The 15,774-nt window shown below is 64.3% G+C and carries 15 protein-coding genes and 1 tRNA gene; 10 read left to right on the top strand and 6 right to left on the bottom strand.

Annotation, left to right across the window (positions count from 1 at the left end; translation table 11 throughout):
• Positions 1–16: 16 nt before the first annotated feature.
• A complete protein-coding gene (locus J5J10_RS17145) occupies positions 17–727 on the bottom strand; it encodes a type 1 glutamine amidotransferase (RefSeq protein ID WP_211930786.1) in 711 nt (236 codons plus the stop codon).
• An 81-nt stretch (positions 728–808) separates the two neighbouring features.
• A complete protein-coding gene (locus tag J5J10_RS17150) occupies positions 809–1,255 on the bottom strand; it encodes a DoxX family protein (RefSeq protein ID WP_208548147.1) in 447 nt (148 codons plus the stop codon).
• Between the two features lie 625 nt (positions 1,256–1,880).
• Between J5J10_RS17150 and J5J10_RS17155 the strand changes: the two genes are divergently transcribed.
• Positions 1,881–2,189 carry a SelT/SelW/SelH family protein gene (locus J5J10_RS17155; RefSeq protein WP_211930787.1) on the top strand — a complete coding sequence of 103 codons (309 nt, stop codon included), beginning with the start codon at positions 1,881–1,883 and terminating at the stop codon, positions 2,187–2,189.
• Positions 2,190–2,242: 53 nt separating this feature from the next.
• Here J5J10_RS17155 and J5J10_RS17160 read toward each other — a convergent pair whose 3' ends face one another.
• On the bottom strand, positions 2,243–2,734 hold the full coding sequence (locus J5J10_RS17160) for a BA14K family protein (RefSeq protein ID WP_211930788.1): 492 nt from the start codon (positions 2,732–2,734) through the stop codon (positions 2,243–2,245).
• Between the two features lie 277 nt (positions 2,735–3,011).
• Here J5J10_RS17160 and J5J10_RS17165 point away from each other — a divergent pair.
• A tRNA-Leu gene (locus J5J10_RS17165) sits at positions 3,012–3,098 on the top strand.
• 84 nt (positions 3,099–3,182) lie between these two features.
• Here J5J10_RS17165 and J5J10_RS17170 read toward each other — a convergent pair.
• Genes J5J10_RS17170 through J5J10_RS17180 form a run of 3 tightly spaced genes read right to left on the bottom strand, consistent with a single transcriptional unit; the run spans position 3,183 to position 7,448 of the window.
• Positions 3,183–4,820: an acyl-CoA dehydrogenase family protein gene (locus J5J10_RS17170; protein ID WP_211930789.1), complete on the bottom strand. Its 1,638-nt coding sequence runs from the start codon at positions 4,818–4,820 to the stop codon at positions 3,183–3,185.
• Positions 4,821–4,832: 12 nt separating this feature from the next.
• Positions 4,833–5,594, bottom strand: coding sequence for an SDR family NAD(P)-dependent oxidoreductase (locus tag J5J10_RS17175; protein WP_211930790.1), 762 nt, complete (start codon positions 5,592–5,594; stop codon positions 4,833–4,835).
• Between the two features lie 12 nt (positions 5,595–5,606).
• Positions 5,607–7,448, bottom strand: a complete 1,842-nt coding sequence (locus J5J10_RS17180; protein WP_211930791.1) for a feruloyl-CoA synthase — start codon at positions 7,446–7,448, stop codon at positions 5,607–5,609.
• 147 nt (positions 7,449–7,595) lie between these two features.
• Between J5J10_RS17180 and J5J10_RS17185 the strand changes: the two genes are divergently transcribed.
• The 8 genes from J5J10_RS17185 to J5J10_RS17220 all read left to right on the top strand — a co-directional run bounded on the left by J5J10_RS17185 (position 7,596) and on the right by J5J10_RS17220 (position 15,709).
• Positions 7,596–8,390: a crotonase/enoyl-CoA hydratase family protein gene (locus tag J5J10_RS17185; RefSeq protein WP_211930792.1), complete on the top strand. Its 795-nt coding sequence runs from the start codon at positions 7,596–7,598 to the stop codon at positions 8,388–8,390.
• A gap of 10 nt (positions 8,391–8,400) precedes the next feature.
• Positions 8,401–8,871, top strand: coding sequence for a MarR family transcriptional regulator (locus J5J10_RS17190; protein WP_211930793.1), 471 nt, complete (start codon positions 8,401–8,403; stop codon positions 8,869–8,871).
• Positions 8,868–9,743 (top strand): amidohydrolase family protein, encoded by an 876-nt coding sequence (locus J5J10_RS17195; protein ID WP_211930794.1) that lies wholly within the window; start codon positions 8,868–8,870, stop codon positions 9,741–9,743. Before J5J10_RS17190 ends, J5J10_RS17195 begins: the two co-directional genes overlap by 4 nt.
• A gap of 42 nt (positions 9,744–9,785) precedes the next feature.
• Positions 9,786–10,901 (top strand): C4-dicarboxylate TRAP transporter substrate-binding protein, encoded by a 1,116-nt coding sequence (locus J5J10_RS17200; protein ID WP_211930795.1) that lies wholly within the window; start codon positions 9,786–9,788, stop codon positions 10,899–10,901.
• A gap of 66 nt (positions 10,902–10,967) precedes the next feature.
• Positions 10,968–11,483, top strand: coding sequence for a TRAP transporter small permease (locus J5J10_RS17205; protein ID WP_211930796.1), 516 nt, complete (start codon positions 10,968–10,970; stop codon positions 11,481–11,483).
• Positions 11,480–12,790 carry a TRAP transporter large permease gene (locus tag J5J10_RS17210; RefSeq protein ID WP_211930797.1) on the top strand — a complete coding sequence of 437 codons (1,311 nt, stop codon included), beginning with the start codon at positions 11,480–11,482 and terminating at the stop codon, positions 12,788–12,790. The genes J5J10_RS17205 and J5J10_RS17210 overlap by 4 nt, the downstream gene beginning before the upstream one ends.
• A gap of 354 nt (positions 12,791–13,144) precedes the next feature.
• Positions 13,145–14,314 carry an ABC transporter substrate-binding protein gene (locus tag J5J10_RS17215; protein ID WP_211930798.1) on the top strand — a complete coding sequence of 390 codons (1,170 nt, stop codon included), beginning with the start codon at positions 13,145–13,147 and terminating at the stop codon, positions 14,312–14,314.
• A 216-nt stretch (positions 14,315–14,530) separates the two neighbouring features.
• Positions 14,531–15,709 carry an ABC transporter substrate-binding protein gene (locus tag J5J10_RS17220; RefSeq protein WP_211930799.1) on the top strand — a complete coding sequence of 393 codons (1,179 nt, stop codon included), beginning with the start codon at positions 14,531–14,533 and terminating at the stop codon, positions 15,707–15,709.
• Positions 15,710–15,774 lie beyond the last annotated feature (65 nt).

The following is a 15,774-nucleotide window of genomic DNA, read 5'->3' on the forward strand; positions in this document are numbered from 1 at the left end:
GATGCGACGTGCAACCTCAGACCAGCGCCACCCAGGCCCGCGCGATCGCAAGCCCGGCGGCATCGGCGCGTTCACCGAGCGTCGGCGCCTCGCGCGGATGGTGCTCGCCGATCCAGCCGGGGCGCTTGGCCTCGGCGATCTCGGGAAACAGGGAATTCCACTGCTCGACGACGCCGCGATGGGCCTCGAAATGAAACTGCGTGCCATAGACGGCGCGGCCGAGGCGGAAGGCCTGGTGGCGGGCCGTGCCGTTTTCGGCAAGGTGCGCCGCACCCGGCGGCAGGGAAAACGTGTCGTCGTGCCACTGAAAGGAGTGGAAGCCGCCCTCGGCTGCGCCCGCGGCAAGGATCAACGGATCACGGCGTCCCTCCTCGGTCGCGGCGATCGCCTGCCAGCCGAATTCGGGCGCGGCGCCGATGATGTTCTCACCGCCATAGGCGCGCGCCAGGACCTGGCTGCCGAGGCAGATGCCGAGTACGGCCTTGTCGGCCTCGCCGAAGCCGCGCATCAGGTCGGCGAGACGGGGCAGGTAGGGGTGTTTGACGTCGTCGCGGGCATTCTGCTCACCGCCGAACACGACGATCGCGTCGTGGTCGCGATGATCCGCCGGCAGGGCTTCGCCGGCGAAGGCCTTGACCACCTCGACGGTGGCATCGGCCTCGGCGAGTGCGCGGCCCACCTGGCCGTGATCGGTGTTGCGGGTATTCTCGACGATCAGGACGCGCATCTAAACTCCCGGACGGATTCGGTTTTCCGGGAGATCAGCACGGCGGCGGCCGCCATTCAAGAGCCGCCGCCGGCGATCAGGTCAGAACGTGCGGGCAAGCCTTGCATCGACCGAATGGCGGTTGCCGCCCCGGAAGGCGAAGTAGAGCGTGATCGCAGCCCAGAGGATCGACTTCTCGGCCCCGGACAGCCCCTGGTCCATCGCGACCCAGTGGAAATAGACCGTGACCAGCAGCACGATGGTCGCGGCGACGGCTGCGGGCCGCGTCAGGAGGCCGATCGCGAGCAGGATGCCGCCGAAGAACTCGGTGCCGGCCAGCAGCGGCGACCACAGGACGCCGGGATAGAAACCCAACCCTTCGACCATGCCAACGGCGCCGAACGGATCGAGGATCTTGCCGTAGCCATGCACTACGAGCAGCACGCCCGCGACGACGCGCAGTACGGTTTCGACGGCATCGTGGCCGCCGGCATAGAGGGGAGCGAGACGGGGAATGACCAGGCGGTTGCGGTCGAGGGGGAGAGTCATGCTATGCAGTCCTTGCTGAATTGGGAGGAAGCCCCCTTCTACTCAGACCCGCCGTCGCCTCAAGACAGGCGGGCTAAAAACATGATAACAACAGTTAACTTTTCTGTGAGGACCGCTTCGGCGGAACCACAAGCTACAGCTACACCCAACATTTTCAGTCTACATTGCGGAAGAGCATCGTACGAATGAAAACGGAGAGCAGCGCCCAAAAAATAAAGAAAAATATATAGAAATAAACAGAAACAATCTGAAAGTTAGCATATATTATTGCAGACAAAATTGCCCAAATAATAGTACCCCGACGATGAAATGTCGGAACACCAAATATCGGCTTCAGAATTGAAACAAGAATATTGTTTTTATTTCTCATTCACCCTTGAAACCTTTTGCTTCAGAAAAATTCCCAGACGTTACTTATCCAACCATATCTCATAGACCCCCCGGCGGAACCCATATAATTTTGTGTCCAGCCGACTACGGTTGCCTTCGGCATTGCTTATCGCCGCCTGCAGACGCGGCTAAACGAGGTGAATACCGGAGACCGTCCATTCGTACAGCACAAGGCGCTATATGAGTCTGGTTTCGCTTAACTTTTCTGTGAGGACCGCTTCGGCGGGAAAACGACATGGCATCACCCCCGAGAGTGAGCATTCTCTACTGCACCCAGTGCAACTGGCTGCTGCGCTCCGCCTGGATGGCGCAGGAACTGTTGCAGACCTTCGGGCCGGATCTCGGCGAGATCGCGTTGGTGCCGTCCACCGGCGGCAGGTTCGAGATTCGAATCGACGGCGAACTCATCTGGGAGCGCAAGCGCGACGGCGGTTTTCCGGGACCGAAGGAGCTGAAGCAGCGGGTGCGCGACGCGATCGATCCGGCCCGCGATCTCGGCCATGTCGACCGGACCGCGCATGGCGGTTCCGGCCTCGACAGCTGATAAGGAAAGGGCGGCATCTTTCGACGCCGCCCGAGCCGTCTTCCCGTGGCGCCTCAGAGATAAGGCGAGCGGCAGACCTTGTAATAACCGCTGGTGCTCAGGAACCGGTTGGTCTCGGGATTGTACGAGCGGTAGCGGTTTAGGCACCAGTTGACGTGCCGTCTCCAGACGGCCGGCGGCACGCCGTAGACTGGTGGCGCATAGACCGGTGGCGGGCGGTAGACCGGCGGAGGCGGCGGAGGCAGGGGCCGGTAGACCGGCGGCGGATAATAGGGCGGCGGGGGCGGCGGCGGTGGACGCCAGCCCGGACGCGGCGGATCCCAACCGGGGCGCGGGGGTGGCGGATGCCAGCCCGGACGCCGGTCCGGCGGATAGGGGCGGCGGGTATCGTAGCAGCCATAGTCGTCGCAGACGACACGGGCGTTTTCCACGTCGCCGGAAACCTGCGGCCTTTGCGGAACCGGCGGCGCGGCCGAAACCGGCGCCGGCAGGACGGTCGCCAGGCTCACAAGCGCGCCCAGCAGATAATTGCGAATGCCACTCATCGAAGCCCTCTCTTCGAAACCGGAACGGACGGATGTCCGCCGGGCGCCCGCGGGCTCGTCCTTGCCGGACCGAGGTCCCCCGCTCGACGCGCGCCGCTCATCATAACATCTTCAGAAGTCGAACGGGATCATGTCTTTTCGAAGACGCGAGACGGGCGTCCGGTTGCTGCGCGGGCAAACCGGAAAACCGCATTCTCCTGCAAAACCGACGCCCGACACGAAAACTTCAAAAACGCTGTTGACAGCAACCGGCGCCCCCCTTACATGGCTCCTCGTCGCCCAGATGGCGGAATTGGTAGACGCGCCAGCTTCAGGTGCTGGTACTCGAAAGGGTGTGGAGGTTCGAGTCCTCTTCTGGGCACCAAATTCCCGTTTCAGACTGCTCAACGCAGTCCGGAAACACTGCAAAAAGCCCGGTTCGCCGGGCTTTTTTGTTGCGCGTAATCGCTCAGCGGCAGAGCCGGTCGTGCATCTCGAGTTCGGCCAGGAAGACCGGGAAGGCCCGGCGGGTCGCATCCTCGTCGCAGCCCGCTTCGATAAGCCGGATCGATAGCCAGATGGAGACGAAGGACCAGACGGCGCGCATGAAACTGTCGGCGCGCTCCAGCCCCTTCTCCGGCGTCGCGGCGAGCTCCATCATCGCGCCACGGAGCGCATCGATGGTCGCCAGCGCCTCCCTCGCCCTTGCCGCCTCGGGAACTGTCGCCGCCTCGATCTCGGCGCGGGCCCGCTCCAGGCAGATGTCGAAGCCGATGCCGCCGTCGCGCCAGATGCGGCGGGTCAGGAGGTCGATGGCCTGGATGCCGGTCGTGCCCTCGTAAATCGAGATGATCCGCGAATCGCGAAGATACTGCTCGAGCGGCCAGTCCTTCGTGAAGCCGACGCCACCCAGAACCTGGATGCCGGCGCTCGCCACATTGAAGCCGGCCTCGGCGCCGAAATTCTTGATGAGCGGCAGCATGAAGCCGGTGAAATGGCCAAGGCGTTCGCGGTCCGCCGCGTCGGGCTCGATCGCCGCCCGGTCCATGGCGGCGGCGATCTCGGTGACGCCGGCACGAACGACTTCGGTGCGGGCCCGCATGAGGGCGAGCTGGCGGATCACGTCCGGATGCGAGGCGATCGGGGGAGCCGGCCTGTCGGGCGCGCCGCCCTGCCTCCGCTCGGCCGCATAGGCCTCGGCGATATCGCAGGCGGCGGACGCAAGCGCCAGGCCCTGGCCGCCGCTCTGCAGGCGCATGTGCTCGATCATCGCGAAGAGCTGCGACAGGCCCCTGCCCTCCGCGCCAAGCAGGATGCCTTCAGCATCCTCGAATCGCAGCGCGCAGGTGGGCGAGCCGTGGAGGCCCATCTTCTCCTCGATCCGCTCCAGCACCACGCCGTTGCGGCTGCCGTCGTCGAGACGGTCGGGAGCGAGGAAGAGGCTGAGGCCACGGGTGCCGGGCGCGGCATTGGTGCGGGCAAGCAGGCAGTGGCCGATCCTTGCCGTCATGTCGTGGTCGCCGAAGGAGATCCAGATCTTCTGGCCGCTGATCCGCCAGATGCCGCCGTCCTCGCGAGCGACCGTGCGGATGCGGCCGACGTCCGAGCCCGCCTCCGGCTCGGAAATGCAGATGGTCGCGGCCCAGTCGCCGGCCACCAGCTTCGGGATCCAGGTGGCTTTCGTTGCGGCATCAGCGGTGCTGGCGAGAAGGTGGCAGGCGGCGCGGGAGGCACCGGCGGCCATCATCAGCGCGACGCAGGCCCGGTCGAACAGCGGTTCGCAGGCGGACTGGACAGCCAGCGGCAGGCCCATTCCGCCGTGCTCTTCGGCAACATCCATGCCGAGCCAGCCGGCTTCGGCGAATTGCCGGAAAGCCTCGCCATAGCCGTCCGGCGTGACGACACGGCCGTTCGAGACGGTGCAGCCGATCCGGTCGGCGACGGTGTTGAGCGGGGCAAGCACACCTTCGGCGAAAGCGGCGGCCTCCTCGACGATGGCCGTCACCGTCGCGTCGTCCAAGTCAGGACGCAGGTCGCGAACCCGGCGCCAATCGGGCGTGGCGGACAGAAGGGCGAGCGTGCGCGCCGCCTGGTCCTGATAGCTCACGGGCAACCCTCCCTATTTCGGCTGCATTCGGATCGCACCGTCGAGGCGGATGACCTCGGCATTGAGATACTGGTTCTCGATGCAGAAGCAGACGGTCGATGCGAACTCGCCGGGATCGCCGAGGCGAGCCGGATAGGGGATGGCAGCGGCAAGGCTCTGCTGCGCCTCCTCCGGCAGGGAGTGCAGCAGCGGCGTCAGGAAGATCCCGGGTGCGATGGTGTTGACGCGCACCCCGAAGCGGGCGAATTCGCGGGCCATCGGCAGGGCCAGCGAGACGATGCCGCCCTTGGAAGCGGCATAGGCGGCCTGGCCGATCTGGCCGTCGAAAGCAGCAACGGAGGCGGTGTTGACGATCGCGCCGCGCGCCTTGTCGTCGAGTTCCGGCAGTTCCGCCATCGCGGCGGCGGCAAGCCGCATCATGTTGAACGTGCCAATCAGGTTGACGCGGATGACGCGCTCGAAATCGGCAAGCGGCATCACGCCATTGCGGCCGATGACGCGGCCGGCCGTACCGATGCCGGCGCAATTGACGAGGATGCGCAAGCCACCCCTGGCCCCATTGGCGCGGCCGACGGCATGTTCCGCCTCCGCTTCGCTCGCGACATTGCCGGAAATCGCCACCCCGCCAATCTCCCCGGCGACGCGGGCGGCGGCCTCGGCGTTCAGATCCATCACATGGACCAGCGCGCCCTTCTCCGCCAGTCGCCGCGCCGTCGCCTCGCCAAGGCCGGAACCACCGCCGGTGACCAGCGCGCTCACTCCTTCGATCTTCATCAGGTCGTCTCCCTACTTGACGCCAATTACGTCGGGTCCGCCCTCGTAGAGGGCCTCCACCAGGTCCTTGCGGTGGGACAGGACCGCCCGCTGGTTGATCGAGCCCTTGTCGGTCACCTCGCCACGGTCGAAGCGCGGCGGCTCGGTCATGATCATGATGCGCACCACGCGGCTCGCCGAACCGGTCGCAGCCTTGGCGTGGGCCTTGAGCTTGTCGGCAAGTGCTGCGCGCACTTCCGGTCGGGCGAGAAGCTCGGCGTCGGACATCTGGTCGCCGCCTGGCACAAGCGGCCTCAGGGCCGGCAGGAAGGGGATGACGAGCGCGCCGAGGTCCTCACGGTCGGGAGCGGTGATCACGGCGTCGCGGATCAGGCCGCCGAACTGGTCGACGAGCTGGGCCCTGAGCTTGCCGACGGCGACCCAGGTGCCGGTCTGCAGCTTGAAGTTCTCGGCCGTGCGGCCATCGAAGAAAAAGCCGGCGGTGGGATCATCGGGGACGGCGAAACGGACGGCGTCGCCGATCCGGTAGAAGCCCTCTTCGTCGAAGGCGGCGGCCGTGAGCGTCGGGTTGCGCCAGTAGCCGGGGGTGACGTTCGGCCCCTTGAGGCGCAGCTCGAATTTCTCCTCGAAGGGCACGAGCTTCAGTGTGATTCCCTGGGAGGGAATGCCGATATTGCCCGGCGCATCCTGGGGCTCGGTGCAGAAGAGCGCGAAGGGCGAGGTTTCGGTGGCGCCGAGGCCCGTGCCAAGGAAGACGCGGTAGCCGAGCGTCTGCTCCGACAGCGCCATCAGGTCATCCCAGGTGTGCTGGGCCATGCCGGCGCCGGCATAGAGCATGAATTTCAGATTGCGAAAGAAGCTCTCGCGCAGCTGGTCGTCCTTGCGCATGGCGGCGATCAGCATCTCGTAGCCGGCCGGCACGTTGAAGAACCAGGTCGGCGAAACCTCTTTCAGATTGGCGATGGTCTCGCCGATGGCGGCGGGCGTCGGACGGCCCTTGTCGATGTAGAAGGTGCCACCATTGTAGATCACCATGTTGAAGACCTTGTTGCCGCTCGCGGTGTGGTTCCACGGCGCCCAGTCGACAACGATCGGCGGATCGTCACGCAGGAAAGCGTAGCAGTCGGCAACCATCTCCTGGTTGGAGCAGAGCATTCGCTGGGTCTGGATGACCGCTTTCGGCGAGCCGGTGGTGCCAGACGTGAACAGGAACTTGGCGACGGTATCAGGGCCGACCGCGGCATAGGCCTCATCGACGGAGGAGCCCGGCGCGGTGGCAAGCGCCTCGTCCCAGCCGATCATCGGGCGGGAGGCGGAAGGGGCGTTGCGGCAGAAAAGCAGCGGGACGGAGGGGGCGAATACCGCCTCGATGGCCGCGGCGAAGGGGGTCACGTCGTCAGCGAACACGAGCCCCGGCGTCACTTGGCCGGCGATGTCGGCGAGCTTACCGAAATCGCCGACATGGGTGGCATAGGCCGGGGCGATGGCGGCCGAGGGCACGCCGACATATTGCGCGGCGAGCGCCACGAGCGCGTGGGCGATCGAATTGTCGGACAGGATGAGAACCGGTCGCTCGGCGGAAAGATCGTTGTCGAGAAAAAGCTGGCCGAGGGCACGGATCTGCCGGAGCGCTTCGCCGTAAGAGAGTTTGCGCCAGCCGCCGGCGTCATCACGCTCGGCCATCCAGATGCGGTTGGGATCGACGGTCGCCCAATGGACCATGCGTTCGGTGATCTTGTCCGGATGCGGCCCCAAAGGGTCGACGCGCCAGATGACGTAACACCCGTCGTCGCGCTTTTCCCACTGCAATTGCGGGGACCACACCTTGATCGCGCCGGCTCGGCTTTGGTTCATGACTCTCCTCCCAGATCCGTCACGAAAACTGACAGAGGACCAACCTCCGTCGTCCTTAATTTTTGTTTACAAGGAAACAATCGCCGTGTAAACAATCAACGAGAACACAATATCGCAAGCTCCGGAGAGGGCTGGGAGGGACAGACGATGAGTGGCGCGACGACGAGCGAATTCGTCACCTATGAATTGAAGGACGAGATCGCCCATATCGGGCTCAACCGTCCGGAAAAGCGCAACGCCATCAGCGACCGTTTCGTCGAAGCGATTGCGACCGCCGTGCAACGCGCGGAAGACGAGGCCAAGGCCGTCGTCGTCTTCGGCCATGGCGATCATTTCTGCGCCGGCCTCGATCTCGCCGAACACGTCAAGAAGACTCCGATCGAGGGCGTTCGCGGCTCGCGTCGCTGGCACGCGGTGTTCTCCACCATCGAGCACGGCACAATCCCATGGATTTCCGCCCTGCATGGCGCCGTCGTCGGCGGTGGGCTGGAGCTTGCGGCATCGACGCATATCCGCGTCGCCGACCAGTCGGCGTTCTTCGCGCTGCCCGAGGGACAGCGCGGCATTTTCGTCGGCGGCGGCGGCTCGGTTCGTGTCGCCCGGCTGACCGGCGTCGCCCGGATGACGGACATGATGTTGACGGGACGCGTTGCCTCGGCGGAGGAAGCCGAACGCTGGAACATGGTGCAGTATGTCGTGCCGAAAGGGGAAGCACGCGCCAAGGCGCACGAGCTCGCCAAGGCGGCTGCGGCGAACGCATCGCTCTCCAACTACGCCGTGATCAACGCGCTGCCCCGCATCCAGGACATGGCCAAGGAGGATGGCCTGTTCGTCGAATCCTTCATCTCCTCCTTCACCGCAACCAGCCCTGAAGCGGAGGAACGCTTGCGCGCCTTCCTCGAAAAGCGTGCGGCGCGGCTGAAGACCCCCGGCAATACTTGAGGTCCCGACGATGGACATGCCAATCCGCAGTACCGGCGACGTGAAGGTGGGCGAGCTCACCAATGCGCTCGGCTTTCTGCTCAGGCTGGCGCAGCTGCAGTCCTTCGACGACTTCTTTTCGGGCAACGGTCCGCGCGGGGTGAAGCCCGGCGAGTTTTCGGTGCTCTGGGTGATCGGCCAGAACCCCGGCATCCGCCAGAGCGTGCTCGGCCAGCGCCTGATGATCAAGCGCGCCCATATGACCAAGCTGATCCGGGCCTTCGAGGACAATGGCCTCGTTTCGCGCCGTATTCCCGACGAGGACCGCCGCGCCGTCGAGCTGACGCTGACGCCAAAGGGCGAAGGTGAGATCGCGCGGACGGCACCGGGTTTCTTTGCCTACGAGGAGAAGTCGGGTGCGCCCCTGACGTCGAAGGAACGCAGTCAGCTGGTTTCGCTGCTGCGGAAATTCGTCGGCATCGAGGAGGAGGAGAGACCATGAACATCGACGAGCTGATCGCGATCGACATCCACACCCATGCGGAAGAACCGTGCGGCGGGACGCGCGACGACGGCTATGACGAGTTTCAGGCCGGCATGGCCCGATACTTCAAGAACCCGGCAGGTGCCCAGGGAATGCTTCCGACGGTGCAGGAGACGGCCACCTACTACCGCGAACGCAAGATCGGCTGCGTGATCTTTCCCGTCGATGCGGAACGGGAGACTGGGTTTCGCCGCTACGAGAACGAGGAAGTCGCACGGATCGCGGCCGACAATTCGGACGTGCTGATCCCCTTCGCCTCGATCGACCCTGCCAAGGGCAAGGCCGGTGCGCGGGAGGCGCGGCGGCTGGTCCGTGATTTCGGCGTGCGCGGCTTCAAGTTCCATCCGACGATGCAGGGCTTTTTCCCGAACGACCGGATGGCCTATCCGCTCTACGAGGCAATTGCGGAGGAAGGGGCGATCTCGCTCTTCCATTCCGGCCAGACCGGCGTGGGCGCCGGCATGCGCGGCGGAATGGGCATGCGGCTCAAATATTCCAACCCCATCCATCTCGACGACGTGGCCGTCGACTTTCCCGACATGCCGATCATTATCGCCCATCCCTCCTTCCCCTGGCAGGAGGAGGCGCTGTCCGTCGCGACCCACAAGCCGAACGTCTACATCGACCTCTCAGGCTGGTCGCCGAAATATTTCCCGACGATCCTGGTGCGGTACGCAAACACACTGCTGAAGCACAAGATGCTGTTCGGGTCCGATTGGCCGGCGATCACGCCGGACCGATGGCTCGCGGATTTCGCCAATATCGACATCCGCGACGATGTCCGCCCGCTCATTCTAAAGGAGAACGCGCGGAGACTGCTGAAGCTCTAGAGACCATACTGCCAACGTGTTCCAAACTGGGAGGATTTGAACATGAAACGCATACTTTCTGTCATAGCAGGCCTGGCGGCGCTGGCCGCCACCACAGCCGACGCGCGCGAACTGCGTGTCGCCCCCGGCGCCCCGCCGGCCCACCCGTCCAACAGCCATCTTTACCAGAAGCTTGTCGAATACCTGCCTGAGGTCTCCGGCGGCAATCTCACCGCCCAGATGCTGGGGCCAGAGGTCGTCAGCCTCGGCCAGATGAAGGACGCGCTGCAAAGCCAGCTCGTCGAGGTTGGCAATCTGCTGCCGCTCTATTTCCCGGCCGACCTGCCAAGCATGTCGCTGGCCGGTGAACTGGCGCTGACCGGCCGCGAGCCGCATGCGATGGCGGCGGCGATGACCGAATACATGGTCACCTGCGAGGTCTGCCAGCAGGAGCTGAAGAAATTCGGCGTCGTCTATCTCGGCTCAGGCTCGTCCGACGTCTATGCGCTGCTGACAACCAAGCCGGTCCGTACGGCAGACGACCTCAAGGGCCTCAGGCTCCGCAGCGGCGGCGCGCCGTTCTCGCGCTGGGCGGAAAACTTCGGCGCGGTGCCGGCAGCGATCGGCGTCGGCGACACGTTCGAATCCATGTCGCAGGGCGTGATCGACGGCTCGATGGCCTCGATCGGTGACCTCCTGTCGTTCCGCCTCGTCGAACTTGTGAAGAGCGTGACCTTCGTGCCGCTTGGCACCTATCACGCCTCGTCCGACTTCACCGTCGCCAATTCAGCCTGGGAAAGCCTGTCGCCGGAAGAGCGCAAGCAGCTGGCAACGGCCGCCAACCGGGCCAATGTCGATTTCACCCAGCGCTGGGGCTATGGCATCGCGGAAGAGGCGAAGAAGGCGGCGCAGGAGGCGGGGATCGAGTTCATCGAGCCTGATGCAGCTTTCCTCAAGGCGGTCGAGGATTTTGCGGAAGCCGACAAGTCAACCGCCGCGAAGGTGTCGCAGGAGCGCTTCGGGTTCGCCGATGCCTCCGACAAGGTGGCGCGTTTCGTCAGCCTGGTCGACAAATGGAACGGTATCGTCAAGGAAGCCAACCTCGATCCGGCCGCCATCACGAAGCGGCTCGACGAGGAAGTCTGGAGCAAGGTCGACTTCGCCACCTACGGCATGTGACGCGAAACGCCGGCGGGGCCCGAGCCTCGCCGGCTTTCCTTCCTCGCTAGGGTTCGGGAGCTTTTCATGTCGCACTTGTTCGGACTGGCCGACAGGCTGTCCAGGATGCTGGTCTTCGTCGCCTCGATCGGCGTTGTGATGATGATGTTCCATGTCTGCGCCGACATCATCGCGCGGATCATCACAGGCGCCTCGCTGCCGGCGACCGTCGAGATCGTTTCCTATTACTACATGGTCCTGGTCGCCTTTCTGCCGCTTGCCTGGGTGGAGTGGAAAGGCGGAATGGTAACCGTTGAGCTGATCGAATTCGTTCTGTCTCCGCGACTGAGACGCATTTCGGATGCCTCGGTGGCGCTGATTGCCTGCGCGCTCTACTGCGTCCTGACCTATGCCACCTGGGCGACCGCGGTGAAGAATTTCAACACGGGGACCTTCGTGATCGCGCTGCAGGCGAAGATCATCACCTGGCCCGGCTACTTCCTGCCGACGGCCGGCTTTGCGCTCGCCGCCTTCATTACCGCCGTCCGATTTATCAAGATCGCCACCAATCACGCCGAAGAGGCGCAGGAGACCCCCGCATGAGCGTCGAAACCGGACTTTACGGGATCGCGATCCTCGGCCTGCTGCTGATCCTGCGAATTCCCGTGGCGCTGGCGCTGATCACGGTGTCGTTCGGCGGCATCGCCTATCTGCTCGGCTTCAAGCCGGCGATCGGCATCATTACGTCCACCCCTTACAGCTTCGTCGCCAGCTGGACGATGAGCGCGGTGCCGATGTTCCTGCTGATGGGCTTCGTGGCCTTTCACGCCGGACTGACCGGAAGCCTGTTCCAGGCCGCAAAGGCCATTCTCTGGCGGGTGCCGGGCGGGCTTGCGATTTCCTCGATCTTTGCCTGCACGGGCTTTGCCGCCGTCAGCGGCTCCTCCATCGCCTGTGCCGCCGCGATGGGGCGGATCGCAATTCCCGAGATGGTGCAGGCTGGATACCGGGCAAGCTTTGCCAGCGGCGCGCTGGCGGCCGGTGGCACGATCGGGGCGCTGATCCCGCCCTCGATCCTGATGATCGTCTACGGCGTCTTCGCCGAGACGTCGATCACGCAGATCTTCGTCGGCGGCATCGGCGTCGGGCTGATCACGGCGCTGAGCTACTGCCTTGTGGTGCTGGCCTTCTGGTGGCTCAGGCCCGACATCGTGCCGCGCACGCTCGCCTCCGGCTTCGAGGAAGCCGGCGGCTTCGGCGCGATCCTGCGCATCTGGCCGCTGACCCTCCTGGTGCTGCTGGTGTTCGGCGGGCTGTTCTCCGGCTACTTCACGGCGACCGAAGCAGGCGCGGTCGGGGCCGGCGGCGCCGTGCTGCTGTCGGCAATCACTGGGAACCTCTCGATGCGGGTGATGCGAGTCTCGCTGCTCGAAACGCTCTCGACCTGCGCCTCGCTGTTCATCATCGGCATCGGCGCCTCGATGTTCACCCGCTTTCTCGGCATTACCGGGCTTTCAGGCTTCCTCGGCTCCTTCGTCGCCGGAGCGGATCTCGGCTATACCGAGCTGATGGTGATCATCGTGATCATCTATCTGGTGCTTGGCATGTTCATGGAACCCTTCGGCGCCATGCTGGTGACGCTGCCGGTGCTCTTGCCGGTGCTGAAGGCGGAGGGCATCAGCCTTGTCTGGTTCGGGGTGCTGGTGGTGAAGCTCTTGGAGATCGGCATGATCACGCCGCCGGTGGGGCTCAACGTGTTCGTCATCAAGAACGTCGCCTCACGCTATGTCAGCGTCGTCGATGTCTTCAAGGGCGTGACGCCGTTCATGCTGGCGGATCTTCTGGTGGTGGCGCTGATCATTGCCGTGCCGTCCATCGTGCTCTCGCTGCCGCAACTGCTGTTCAACTGACGCCAGGCTCGGGTGCCGCCGCGGCACCCAACATTGACAGCGTTTTGTATACATGATGTTATCAACCATGAGGAGACATGGAGGAGAACGCATGCTGCGGAACACATCCGCTGGCCCTGCACCTGCTGTATTTAAAACTTTCGCTGCGGGGCGGAATGTGCGCCGTACGAGGCCACGCTCGGCAGTGTCCCCAAACCGATCAACCAACAAGCTGTATACATAGCGACCCTTTGCGGATCGACGAAAACGTCCGTGACGCGGGTGTATGACGATGAGGATAGAGGCAAGACCATAAAGCCGGCCCCGCCCCGGAGGAGACAGGGCGGCACGGCTGAAACAACGGAGGAGACAGACATGCTTACCAGACGCGTTCTGCTGGCGGCGGGTGTTGCGCTTGCGAGCCTTTCTATGACGCCGGCTTATGCCGAGGATATCGTGAAGATCGGGCTGATCCTGCCGATGACCGGACCTTTCGCCTCCACCGGCCGGCAGGTCGAGGCGGGCGTCAAGGCCTATATCGCGCTTAACGGCGACACGGCGGCGGGCAAGAAAATCGAGATCGTGCTGCGCGACGATGGCGGCGTGGCGGACCAGACGCGGCGCATCGCGCAGGAGCTGGTGGTCAACGAGGGTGTCTCTATACTGGCCGGCTTCGGGCTGACGCCGCTTGCGATGTCGGTCGCGCCGGTACTGAACCAGGCGAAGATCCCCGCCATCATCACCTCGGCGACGACGTCCGCGATCATGAAGCAGTCGGACTATTTCGTCCGGGTCAGCATGGCAGGGCCGCAATCGCCGGTGCCGGTGGCGACCTGGGCGGTGGAGAACGGTCTCACACGCGTTGTTACGCTGGTGACCGATTACGGCCCGGGCCACGACATCGAGAAGGGTTTCACCGACCAGTTCAAGAAGCAGGGTGGCGAGATTGTCGAGGCGGTGCGCGTCCCCTTGCAGAACCCTGATTTCGCGCCGTTCCTGCAACGGGTGCGTGACGCCAAGCCGGACGCGGTGTTCGTCTTCGTTCCCTCGGGCGTCGGTTCGCTGTTCATGAAGCAGTTCGTCGAACGGGGCCTTGCCGAGGCGGGCATCAAGCTGATCGCGACGGGCGATGTGACCGACGACGATCTCCTCAACGGGATCGGCGAGGTCGCCAAGGGCGTGATCACCGGCCACTTCTATTCCGCCAACCACGACAGCCCCGAAAACCAGGCGTTCGTGGCGGAGGTGAAGAGGGCCAATGACGGCATGCGGCCGAACTTCATGTCGGTCGGCGGATACGACGCCATGCATCTGGCTTATGCCGCGCTGGAAAAGACCGGCGGCGATACCGACGGAACGAAGCTGGTCGAAGCGATGAAGGGCATGGAGTGGACGAGCCCGCGCGGGCCCATCAGCATCGATCCGGCGACGCGAGACATCATCCAAGATATCTACATGCGCGAGGTGAAGGAGGTTGACGGCGAGCTCTACAACGTCGAATTCGCCACCTATCCGAAGGTCAGGGATCCGAACGTCGCGCCTTAACCGGCCACGGCGAAGCAATCTGTCGACAGTATCGCCCGGTCGTGACCCGACCGGGTGTTATAGCCATATCCTATACCCGGGGCAGGTCTTTTGATGAGCCTTGCCCGGGCCGAGCCACTATGGATGAAGCCCCGGGAAGGGAGACCGGGTGCCATGCAACCCGGATGACAGGGCGGCACCCTTCCTGTTTGTCCGGGTGGTTCTTGGGAGGAACTTATGACGATCAGAGCAATTCTGGCAGGCGTGGCAGGGCTCACGATGACAGTCGCCGGCCTGCAGACGGCGGTGGCGGAAGATGTGGTGAAGGTAGGGCTGATCCTGCCGATGACCGGCCCCTTCGCCTCCACCGGGCGGCAGGTCTCCGCCGGCGCCAAAACCTTCATGGCAACGCATGGCGCCACAGTGGGCGGCAAGACGATCGAACTGGTGATCCGCGACGACGGAGGTGTGGCCGACCAGACGCGGCGCGTGGCGCAGGACCTCGTCGTCAACGAAGGCGCGGCGATCCTCGCCGGTTTCGGACTGACGCCGCTCGCGATGTCGGTGGCGCCGGTCTCGACGCAGGCCAAGGTGCCGACGATCGTGATGGCGGCGGGCACTGCCTCCATCACCAAGGCGTCCGAGTTCATTACCCGCACTTCGGGCACGCTGCCGCAATATTCGCTGCCGGTCGGAACCTGGGCGAGCGAGAACGGCATCAAGAGCGTCGTGACGCTGGTCAGCGACTACGGACCGGGGCTCGACGCGGAAAAGTGGTTTACCAAGGAGTTCACCTCGAAGGGTGGCACAGTCACGGAAGCCGTCCGCGTGCCGCTGCAGAACCCCGATTTCGCGCCGTTCCTGCAGCGTGTGCGCGATGCAAAGCCGGACGCCGTCTTCGTGTTCCTGCCGTCGGGTGTCGGCTCGCTGTTCATGAAGCAGTTCAACGAACGCGGCCTTGCGGATGCCGGTATCAAGCTGATCGCCACCGGCGACGTGACCGACGACGATATCCTCAACAGCATGGGCCCATCGGCGATCGGCACGATCACGGGACACTTCTACGCGACGTCTCACGACAGCCCGGAGAACAAGGCCTATGTCGAGGCGTTCAAGAAGGAGAACGACGGCATGCGGCCGAACTTCATGTCCGTCGGTGGCTATGACGGAATGGCGCTGATCTACGCAGCGCTGGAGAAGACCGGCGGCGATGCCAGTGGCCCAGCCTTCATGGAGGCCGTGAAGGGGCTTTCGTGGACGAGCCCGCGCGGACCTGTCTCGATCGATCCGGAGACGCGCGACATTATCCAGAACATCTATGTGCGCGAAGTGAAGGAAGTCGATGGCGAACTGCACAATGTGGAATTCGCAACATTCGAGGCACTGAAGGATCCGGAAAAGGCCGAGGCGCCGTAACAGCACGGGGCCGACGGCGGCGGGCTTTCCCTGCCGCCGTGCCCGGAGCAGAATGATCCGGAAAC

It is taken from the genome of Ciceribacter sp. L1K23, from assembly GCF_018122705.1.
Classification (GTDB): domain Bacteria; phylum Pseudomonadota; class Alphaproteobacteria; order Rhizobiales; family Rhizobiaceae; genus Allorhizobium.

Bases quoted from the DNA above. Each gene is read 5' to 3' on its own strand.
- J5J10_RS17145 (WP_211930786.1), bottom strand. From the start codon at position 727: ATGCGCGTCCTGATCGTCGAGAATACCCGCAACACCGATCACGGCCAG.
- J5J10_RS17150 (WP_208548147.1), bottom strand. From the start codon at position 1,255: ATGACTCTCCCCCTCGACCGCAACCGCCTGGTCATTCCCCGTCTCGCT.
- J5J10_RS17155 (WP_211930787.1), top strand. From the start codon at position 1,881: ATGGCATCACCCCCGAGAGTGAGCATTCTCTACTGCACCCAGTGCAAC.
- J5J10_RS17160 (WP_211930788.1), bottom strand. From the start codon at position 2,734: ATGAGTGGCATTCGCAATTATCTGCTGGGCGCGCTTGTGAGCCTGGCG.
- J5J10_RS17175 (WP_211930790.1), bottom strand. From the start codon at position 5,594: ATGAAGATCGAAGGAGTGAGCGCGCTGGTCACCGGCGGTGGTTCCGGC.
- J5J10_RS17180 (WP_211930791.1), bottom strand. From the start codon at position 7,448: ATGAACCAAAGCCGAGCCGGCGCGATCAAGGTGTGGTCCCCGCAATTG.
- J5J10_RS17185 (WP_211930792.1), top strand. From the start codon at position 7,596: ATGAGTGGCGCGACGACGAGCGAATTCGTCACCTATGAATTGAAGGAC.
- J5J10_RS17190 (WP_211930793.1), top strand. From the start codon at position 8,401: ATGGACATGCCAATCCGCAGTACCGGCGACGTGAAGGTGGGCGAGCTC.
- J5J10_RS17195 (WP_211930794.1), top strand. From the start codon at position 8,868: ATGAACATCGACGAGCTGATCGCGATCGACATCCACACCCATGCGGAA.
- J5J10_RS17200 (WP_211930795.1), top strand. From the start codon at position 9,786: ATGAAACGCATACTTTCTGTCATAGCAGGCCTGGCGGCGCTGGCCGCC.
- J5J10_RS17205 (WP_211930796.1), top strand. From the start codon at position 10,968: ATGTCGCACTTGTTCGGACTGGCCGACAGGCTGTCCAGGATGCTGGTC.
- J5J10_RS17210 (WP_211930797.1), top strand. From the start codon at position 11,480: ATGAGCGTCGAAACCGGACTTTACGGGATCGCGATCCTCGGCCTGCTG.
- J5J10_RS17215 (WP_211930798.1), top strand. From the start codon at position 13,145: ATGCTTACCAGACGCGTTCTGCTGGCGGCGGGTGTTGCGCTTGCGAGC.
- J5J10_RS17220 (WP_211930799.1), top strand. From the start codon at position 14,531: ATGACGATCAGAGCAATTCTGGCAGGCGTGGCAGGGCTCACGATGACA.